The following is a 9,198-nucleotide window of genomic DNA, read 5'->3' on the forward strand; positions in this document are numbered from 1 at the left end:
ACGACGTGGGATGCCCGCCACCTCGAACTCCCGGAACGAGCGCATGTACGCGCGAGGAAAGCCGGCATCGGCGCCGCGGGGTAGTGCCCACACGCGCTCGGCACGCGCGACCACGATGAGCTGCGTCCCGACGCTTTGGCCAAATGAACACGCGCGGTTGCCATGCCGATAACAACGGCGTGGATAGCGTTGATCGAGCTCCCGTCAAGCAATCGCGCAGCAGCACCGGGAGCAGGACGATCACCGGCAACAGCCCGGGTGGTGCCGGTGCCCGGCGGAAGCAGTGCTTCGACTTCCGCGACCGACTTTCCCCAGCACAGGAATCAGATCATGGCCAGCAACAAGAACCAGGGCGGCAAGAAGGGTGGCGGTTTCGGCAGCATGGATCCAAAACGCCAGCGCGAGATCGCGTCGCAGGGCGGCCGCGCCGCGCATGAAAGCGGCCACGCCCACGAATTCGATTCGAAGGAAGCACGCGAGGCCGGCCGCAAGGGCGGCGAAGCGGTGAGCCAGGACCGCGAACACATGTCCGAGATCGGCCGCCTGGGCGGCGAAGCCGCGCGCAGTGGCGGACCCAAGAGTCCGCAGCAAGGCGGTCGCAGTGGTGAACAACATGGCGGCAATCACTGACCGATCGCGACGCAAGAAAAAGCCCCGCACTGCGGGGCTTTTCCACTCGCGCCGTGCGAGCCTACATGACGTTCGGTTCGCTGAACGCCTCCGGTTCGCCATCGAACGCTTCGATCGGCACGCACGAACAGAACACGTTCTTGTCGCCGTAGACATTGTCGACGCGCGCCACCGGCGGCCAGTACTTGTGCTGGCGAAGTACCGCCAGCGGGAATGCCGCGAGTTCGCGCGGATATGCATGCGTCCACTCGCTGCCCGCGACCATCGTCGCGGTATGCGGGGCGTGGCGCAGCGGATTGTCCTCGCTGTCCATGCGTCCGTCCTCGACCGCGCGGATCTCATCGCGGATCTGGATCATCGCGTCGACGAATCGGTCGAGCTCGTGCAGCGACTCGCTTTCGGTCGGCTCGACCATCAGCGTGCCCGCAACCGGGAAGCTCAGCGTCGGCGCGTGGAAACCGAAGTCGATGAGGCGCTTGGCGACGTCTTCCGCCGAAATGCCGGTGGCGTCCTTGATCGGGCGCAGGTCGAGAATGCATTCGTGCGCAACGAGGTGGTTGCGGCCCGAATACAGCGTCGGGTAGTGCGGCTCGAGGCGCCTGGCGATGTAGTTCGCGTTGAGCAGGGCCACCTGCGTCGCGCGACGCAGCCCTTCGGCGCCCATCATCGTTATGTACATCCAACTGATCGGAAGGATGGAGGCGGAGCCGAAGCTCGCCGCCGACACCATGCCGACATCGCCATCGCCACCGAACACGCGCGGAAGGAACGGCGCCAGATGCGACTTCACAGCGCATGGGCCGACGCCCGGGCCGCCGCCGCCGTGCGGAATGCAGAACGTCTTGTGCAGGTTGAGGTGGCTGACGTCCGATCCCCACTTGCCGGGCTTGGCGACGCCAACCAGCGCATTCATGTTCGCGCCATCGGTGTAAACCTGCCCGCCGTGCTGGTGCACGATCTCGCAGATTTCCACCACGTCTTCCTCGAACACCCCGTGCGTGGACGGGTAGGTCATCATGATCGCGGCAAGGCGATCGCTGTATTTCTCGGCCTTGGCGCGGATGTCGTTGACGTCGACGTTGCCGTTGGCATCGCACTTGGTGACGACGACGCTCATCCCGCACATCTGCGCGGACGCCGGGTTGGTGCCGTGCGCGGATTCCGGAATCAGGCAGATGTCGCGATGCGGCTCACCACGCGAGCGGTGGTAGGCACGGATCGCCAGAAGGCCCGCGTACTCGCCCTGCGCGCCGGAGTTCGGTTGCAGGCTGACCGCGTCGTAGCCGGTGATCTCGACCAGCATCTGCTCCAGCGTGGTGATGAGCTCGAGGTAACCGGCGGCCTGGTCGGCGGGCGCCAGCGGGTGGATGTTCGCGAACTCCGGCCACGTCACCGGGATCATCTCCGCGGTGGCATTGAGCTTCATTGTGCAGCTGCCCAGCGGGATCATCGTGCGATCGAGTGCGAGGTCCTTGTCGGACAGCATGCGCATGTAGCGCAGCAGTTCGTGCTCGCTGTGGTGCGTGTTGAACACCGGATGCGAGAGGAACGAAGAGGTGCGCCCCAGGGCTTGCGGAAGCGCATCGTCGGTCGCGGCATCGAGCGCGTCGATATCCGCGATCTCCGCGCCGAACAGGCGGGCAAGGGCGACGACGTCCTCGCGGGTCGTGGTTTCGTCGAGGCTGATGCCGACGCTGCCGCCATCGATCGCGCGCAGGTTGATGCCGGCCTCGACCGCCGCGTCATGCAGCGAGTTCGCGTCCACGTCGGTGACGTGCAGGGTGTCGAAGAAGTTGCCGCCGACGCTCCGGCCCGCCGCGCGCAGCGACGCGGCCAGGATCGCGGCGAGACGATGCACGCGGCGGGCGATACGCGTGAGCCCGTCCGGACCGTGATACACGGCATACATGCTCGCCATCACTGCCAGAAGTACCTGTGCAGTGCAGATGTTGCTGGTCGCCTTTTCGCGACGGATATGCTGCTCGCGGGTCTGCAGCGTGAGGCGGTAGGCCTTCTTGCCTTCGGCATCGAGCGAGACGCCGATCAGGCGGCCCGGCATGGAGCGCTTGAACGCGTCGCGGCAGGCCATGAACGCCGCATGCGGACCGCCGAACCCGAAAGGCACGCCGAAGCGCTGGCTGTTGCCGACGACGATGTCCGCCCCCCATTCACCAGGTGCCGCTATCAACGTGAGCGCGAGGAGGTCAGTTGCCGCCGACACCAGCCCACCGCGCGCATGCACAGCGTCGGCAAGTGCGCGGTAATCGCGGATTTCGCCGAACGTGGTGGGGTATTGCAGCAGGATGCCGAAGGCGTCCGTGTCGATCGCCTGCGCGTCGTCACCGATGACCAGTTCGATGTCCAGCGGCTCGGCGCGCGTGCGCAGCACTTCGATCGTCTGCGGGTGTACGCCGTTCGACACGAAGAAGACGTTCGACTTCGACTTGGCCGAGCGCTTCGCCAGCGTCATCGCTTCGGCTGCCGCCGTGGCCTCGTCCAGCAGCGAGGCATTCGCGATTTCCATGCCGGTGAGGTCGGCGACCATCGTCTGGAAGTTGATCAGCGCTTCCATTCGTCCTTGCGAGATCTCGGCCTGGTACGGCGTGTATGCCGTGTACCACGCGGGGTTCTCGAGGATGTTGCGCAGGATGACGTTCGGCGTCTGCGTGCCGTAATAGCCCTGGCCGATGAAGCTGCGGAAGACGGTGTTGCGGTCGGCGATGCGGCGAATCGCGGCCAGCGCCTCGACCTCGGTGATCGGCTCGGCGAGCGCGAGCGGGTGCGTCGAACGGATGGAGCCGGGAACGATGGCGTCGGTGAGCGATTCAAGCGAGTCGTGACCGACGGTGCGCAACATGTGCGCGATCTCGGCATCGTTCGGGCCGATGTGGCGCTCGATGAAGCCGTCGTGGTGCTCGAGTGTGCGAAGGGAGGCGGGCTTGGTCATGGCGAAGGTCTTGGCACGGCGCTGCGGCCGCGGGAGGGGGTGCCTAGGTGATCGCCACGGCCTGCGCCGCACGTCGACCACCAGCCCGCCGGCCTCACGGCCGACGTGCGCTCGCGGGCGCGCAGCTCACGCTGCTGGAAAGCCCCGCTTGCCCCCTCTGTCCTTCTGCCTGAGAGTTTGGACGCGCCAGAACGCCGCGCGTCTTGCCCCTTCGGCGCCGGCGCTTGCCCGAGGGCAGGCCGATCTCTCCAGAGTGTGTGCAGCCGGCGGTGTGGGGGCCTGAGCGATTCCGGGCGATTGCGCCTTCGGCAGCGGGGCGAACCCGCTTCTCCCACCGGTTGCTTCGGCGCCGATTGTAGCCCGCCCACCGGGCCGGCCGCAGCCCGACCGCGCCCGGTTCAGGTCTCCGTGCGTTTGACGAAGCGGTTCAGGCTGCCGCTTCGTCGGCCGCCTGCAACTGCAGCTGCCAGAGCTGGGCGTAATGCCCGAGCGACGCGACCAGATCTTCGTGCGTTCCCTGCTCGACGATTCGCCCTGCATCCATCACCAGGATGCGATCGGCGTTCATCACGGTCGAAAGGCGGTGGGCGATGACCAGCGTCGTGCGGCCTTCGGCGATTCGTTCCAGTTCGGCCTGGATCGCCTTTTCCGAACGCGAATCGAGCGCGGACGTGGCTTCGTCGAAGATCATGATGGCCGGGTTCTTGAGCAACGCGCGGGCGATCGCGACGCGCTGTTTCTCGCCGCCCGATAGCTTCAGGCCGCGCTCGCCCACTTCCGTCTCGTAGCGGTCGGGCATCGCCATGATGTAGGAGTGGATGTGCGCCGCCTGCGCGGCCGCCTCGACTTCCTCGCGCGTCGCATCGGGGCGCCCGTACAGGATGTTGTAGTAGATCGTGTCGTTGAACAGCACGGTGTCCTGCGGCACCGTTGCGATCGCGGCGCGCACCGATCCCTGCGTGAGATCGCGCAGGTCGTGTCCATCGATGCTGATGCCACCACCGTCGGGGTCGTAGAAGCGGTACAGGAGCCGCGCGAGCGTCGACTTGCCGGAACCCGAATGGCCCACCACGGCGACCGTCTGGCCGGGACGAATCTCGAAGTCCACGCCCTTGAGGATTTCGCGTCGCGGGTCGTAGGCGAAATGCACGTCGTTGAAGCGCACGTGCGCCCTGCGGGTGGCGAGCGGCACCGCGCCAGGGCTGTCCTGCACGTCGAGCTTCTCGTCCAGCAGCCCGAACAGGCGCTCCATGTTGGTGAACGCCTGCTTGATCTCGCGATACATCATCCCGAGGTAGTTGAGCGGCGCCGCCAGCTGCAGCAGGTAGGCGTTGACCAGCACCAGGTCGCCGATGCTGAACTGCCCGGCCACCACGCCGGCGGACGCACGCCACATCAGCGCGGTGACGCCGAGCGAGACGACGATGGTCTGTCCGACGTTGAGCACCGCGAGCGACTTCAGGCTCATCACCGTCGCCTCTTCAACGGTGCGCAGGTTCTCGTCGTAGCGCGTGGCTTCGTGCTCTTCGTTGTTGAAGTACTTGACCGTCTCGTAGTTGAGCAGCGAATCGACGGCGCGCGCGTTCGCCTTCGTGTCGGCCTCGACCTTCGCGCGGTAGTAGCGCGTGCGCCACTCGGTCACGGCGAACGTCCAGCCGATGTAACCGGCCAGCGTGAGCAGAGTGATCGCACCGAACGTCCATCCGTAGCGATAAACGAGATAACCGGTGACCAGCGACACCTCGAGGATCGTCGGGATGATGGTGTAGATCGTCCAGTCGAGCAGGTCGGTGATCGCGGTTCCGCCGCGCTCGACGTCACGCGAGACGCCGCCGGTTCGCCGTGACAGATGGAACTTCAGGCTCAGCGCATGCAGGTGGCGGAACACCTTGAGCGTCACCTCGCGCGCGGTGCGTGCCATCACCCGGGCGAACACCACCTGGCGCAGCTCGGTGAAGAAGTTCACGCCGACGCGCGCCGCGCCGTAAGCAACAAGCAGCAGCACCGGAAGCGCGCGCAGGCTCGGCTGGATGTCGAGCGAGTCGACGATGTGCTTGAGCAGCATCGGTACCGTGAGCCCGAGCAGCTTGGCCACCAGCAGGCAGGCGATCGCGAAGACGATGCGCGCCACGTGCGGCTTCAGGTAGGGCAGCAGGGCGCGGAGGATGCCGAGGTCGCTGCGCTGCGTGCCGCGCGCGGCGACGCTCAGGGGGGATGGAGAAGTCATCCACCCAACGTAAGCCCGCATTGCCACCCGAACAACCCGCGCGGAGCCGATGGCCCGTTCCACGGACGGCGTTAACCGGGCGGCACGAGGTCGCTGCGTTTACCCTAGCCCGCCGTATCGACGCCGCCCCATGACGCCCGCCGCCCGGCTCTCGACGCGCCGTCTCGCCTTGCTGCTCGGGGGCCTGGCGATGTTCGGCCCGTTTTCGATCGACACCATCTTCCCGGCGTTCCCGTCGATCGGCGTGCAACTCGGCGCCGATCCAGTGGCGATGCAGCAGACGATCAGCGTGTACCTGATCGCGTATGCACTGATGAGCATCGTGCACGGACCGCTGTCCGACGCGGTCGGCCGACGCCGCGTGATCCTGGGTGGCCTGCTCGTGTTCGCGGCGGCATCGGCCGGTTGCGCGTTGTCGAGGGACCTGCCGACGCTGCTGGCGTTCCGGGCACTGCAGGGGCTGTCGTCCGGCGTCGGGCTGATCGTCGGACGGGCCGTGATCCGCGACGTGCTGCAAGGCCACGACGCACAGCGGCTGATGAGCCAGGTGTCCATGATCTTCGGGATCGCGCCGGCGATCGCTCCCGTCATCGGTGGCTGGATCCTGGGCTGGAGCCGCTGGCCGATGATCTTCTGGTTCCTTGTCGTGTTCGCGCTGGTGCTCGTTGCCGCAGCGTGGCTCGTATTGCCGGAGACTCATCCGCCTGCGTCCCGATTGCCGTTGGTGCCGCGCTCCCTCCTGCGGGACTACGCGGCGATCTTCGTCAACCCGCGCTTCCAGCGGCTGGCCGCGGCGGCGGCGTTCAACTTCTCCGCGCTGTTCCTGTACATCGCGTCCGCGCCGGTGTTCGTTCTGGAGCTGCTGCGGCTGCGCGGTCGTCATCTGGACCAGACGCAGTTCGCGTGGTTCTTCGTGCCGACGATCGGCGGAATGATCCTCGGCGCGTTCGTCTCGGGACGGGCGGCGGGCAGGCTCGGTGGCGATCGCCTCGTGCGCATCGGATTCGCCGCCAGCGGCATCGCGATGCTCTACGACGTGATCTACAACATCGTGGTGCCCGTGCCGAGCGTCCCTTGGGCGCTGGTGCCGATGAGCCTGCATGCGTTCGGCATCGCACTCGTGTTCCCGGTGCTGACGCTCGCGATCCTCGACATGTATCCGCGACAGCGCGGTTCGGCGTCGTCCCTGCAGGCGTTCACCAGCCTGGTCATGAATGCGCTCGTGGCGGGGGTTCTGTCGCCGCTGATCTCGCACCACGTGCGCTGGCTTGCCTATGCGGCGTCGGCGATGACGCTCGTCGCGTTCGGCTTCTGGCAATGGGAAGTCGCCGTGTCCCGTCGCAACGGGTTCCGCTGCGACGGCGCCGACCTGCCGCCTACCTGACAGGCCAAAAAAGGGCCGGCGATTCGCCGGCCCTTCGGGATCACGCTTTCGCGGGCACCGCGGGTTTCGGCGGTGCCGGCGCCACGGGGGACGCCGCCGGCGCAGGCGGGGCGGACGTCGCCGCATCGGCCTGCCAACCGCAGGTCTTGCCCTCGTTCTGCTGCTTGAGCCACTGCTGAAGCGGCGCGAAGTATTCGAGCACTGCGGAGGCATCCATTTTCTCGCCGCCGGTGAGCTCCTTCATCGTCTTCTGCCAGGGCTGGCTCGCTCCCTTGGAAAGCATCGCCCAGTACTTGCGGCCCGCCTCGGGGTTGCCATAGAAGCTGCACTCGTACAGCGGGCCCTTGAAGCCGGACGCGTCGCACAGCGCCTTGTAGAACTGGAACTGCAGGATGTTCGCGAGGAAGTAGCGCGTGTAAGGCGTGTTCGCCGCAACGTGGTACTTCGCTGCGGCATCGAAGAAGTCCTCGCCGCGCGGGGTCGGCGGGGCCACGCCCTGGTACTTCGCCTTCAGGTCCCACCACGCCTTGTTGTACTGGTCGGGCTTGATCGAGCCGTCGAACACGCCCCAGCGCCAACGGTCGATCATCAGGCCGAACGGCAGGAAAGCGACCTTCGTCAGCGCCATCCGCATCTGCGCGTTGAGGACCGCTTCGTTGCTTACCTGCGGCTGGTCGACCAGGCCGATCGTGTGCAGGTAGGCCGGCGTCATCGACAGCACGATCGTGTCGCCGATCGCCTCGTGGAAGCCGTCGTGCGCACCTGCCTGGAACAGCGGCGGCAGCTTGTTGTAGGCCAGGTAGTAATACACGTGGCCGAGCTCGTGGTAGATCGTCGTGAAGTCCTGTTCGGCGGGCTTGGTGCACGTCTTCGTGCGTACGTCGCCCGCCATGTTCATGTCCCACGCGGACGCATGGCAGACCACGTCGCGATCGCGTGGCTTGATGAATTGCGTGCGCTCCCAGTAACTCGCGGGAAGCTTCGGCATGCCGAGCGAGGTGTAGAAATCCTGCGCGCGCTCGTTCATCTGCTTGGCGGTCGCCAGCAGCGCGGTCTGTTCGGCCTCCGCGAGAGCGGCGGGCGAACGCTCGCCGGTGATCTTCGCGTTCTCGGCCGACAGGTTCTTCTGGTACTGCGCCTGCAGCGCCGCGTTGACGTCGAGGCTGCCCGCGTTCGGATACGGCGCCATCAGGTCCCAGAGGTTGCTCCAGTCCTGCTGCCACATGTTGCCCATCAGGTGCGCCGGCAGCATGTGGCCCGCGACATGTCCGCGCTGCGCACCGTACTTGGCGTCGAGCTTGGTGCCGGCATAGCAATGCAGCTGCTCGTACAGCGGCTTGACCTGGCCCCACAGGCGATCGGTTTCGGCCGACAGCTCCGCGGGGGTCATGTCGTAGCCGGAGCGCCACAGCTCCCCGGCGTCGGCGTAGCCGAGGTCGCGCGCGCCCTCGTCGATCAGCGCGACGAAACGCGAATAGTCCTTGCGCTGCGAGGTGGCGGTCGAATGCCAGCCCTGCCACGCATCGAGCTGTTCGTCGTAGTCGCGGCTCTTGGCCAGCACGTCCTCGAGGTCACCGAGCTGTCGGCAACTCTTCGCCGGGCCTTCGCCCTTGCAGTACTCGCCTTTGCCGTACGCGCCTTCCATCCGCGTCGCGATGGCGGTGAGCTCGGCGAGTTTCGCAGGATCCTTCGGCGGTGGCATCGCCGCCTGCAGCTTGAGCAGGGAGATCGCGCGCGCGGTGTCGGGCGACATCTTCTGCCCCTCGAACCTGCGCGACTGCTCGATCCATCCGTTGAGCTGCGCGAGGTAGCGCTCGTTCGCCTTTGCAGAGACGAGCTCGCTGTCCTCGTTGATGTACGTCGACGACAGCCACTGCGCGGAGGTCAGTTCGGGGTACGACTTGCGGTATTCGTCGTTGACGCGCGCGATGAACTGGTCGGCGGTTTCGTTGGCGGGCGCGACGGCAGCGGCCGGGCTGCCGGTGGTCGCGGTCGCGCCGGGGGGCGCCT

General features: G+C 66.6%; 5 protein-coding genes and 1 riboswitch. Of the genes, 2 read left to right on the top strand and 3 right to left on the bottom strand.

The features are described from left to right. The first annotated feature begins 330 nt into the window (after positions 1–330). Positions 331–630, top strand: coding sequence for a KGG domain-containing protein (locus FW784_RS02110; protein WP_149351706.1), 300 nt, complete (start codon positions 331–333; stop codon positions 628–630). A gap of 61 nt (positions 631–691) precedes the next feature. On the opposite strand, the gene gcvP is transcribed toward FW784_RS02110, so the two are convergent. After that, a complete protein-coding gene (gene gcvP / locus FW784_RS02115; RefSeq protein ID WP_149351707.1) occupies positions 692–3,577 on the bottom strand; it encodes an aminomethyl-transferring glycine dehydrogenase in 2,886 nt (961 codons plus the stop codon). A 147-nt stretch (positions 3,578–3,724) separates the two neighbouring features. After that, positions 3,725–3,839, bottom strand: a riboswitch (glycine riboswitch). A 165-nt stretch (positions 3,840–4,004) separates the two neighbouring features. Next, entirely contained in the window at positions 4,005–5,804 is a 1,800-nt protein-coding gene (locus tag FW784_RS02120; protein ID WP_235893538.1) for an ABCB family ABC transporter ATP-binding protein/permease, read from the bottom strand. Positions 5,805–5,934: 130 nt separating this feature from the next. Between FW784_RS02120 and FW784_RS02125 the strand changes: the two genes are divergently transcribed. Then, positions 5,935–7,188, top strand: coding sequence for a multidrug effflux MFS transporter (locus tag FW784_RS02125; protein ID WP_149351709.1), 1,254 nt, complete (start codon positions 5,935–5,937; stop codon positions 7,186–7,188). Between the two features lie 40 nt (positions 7,189–7,228). On the opposite strand, the gene FW784_RS02130 is transcribed toward FW784_RS02125, so the two are convergent. Then, a partial coding sequence (locus FW784_RS02130) for a M2 family metallopeptidase (protein ID WP_149351710.1) occupies positions 7,229–9,198 on the bottom strand: 1,970 nt, incomplete at its 5' end.

The organism is Cognatilysobacter lacus (genome assembly GCF_008274655.1).
GTDB lineage: Bacteria > Pseudomonadota > Gammaproteobacteria > Xanthomonadales > Xanthomonadaceae > Cognatilysobacter > Cognatilysobacter lacus.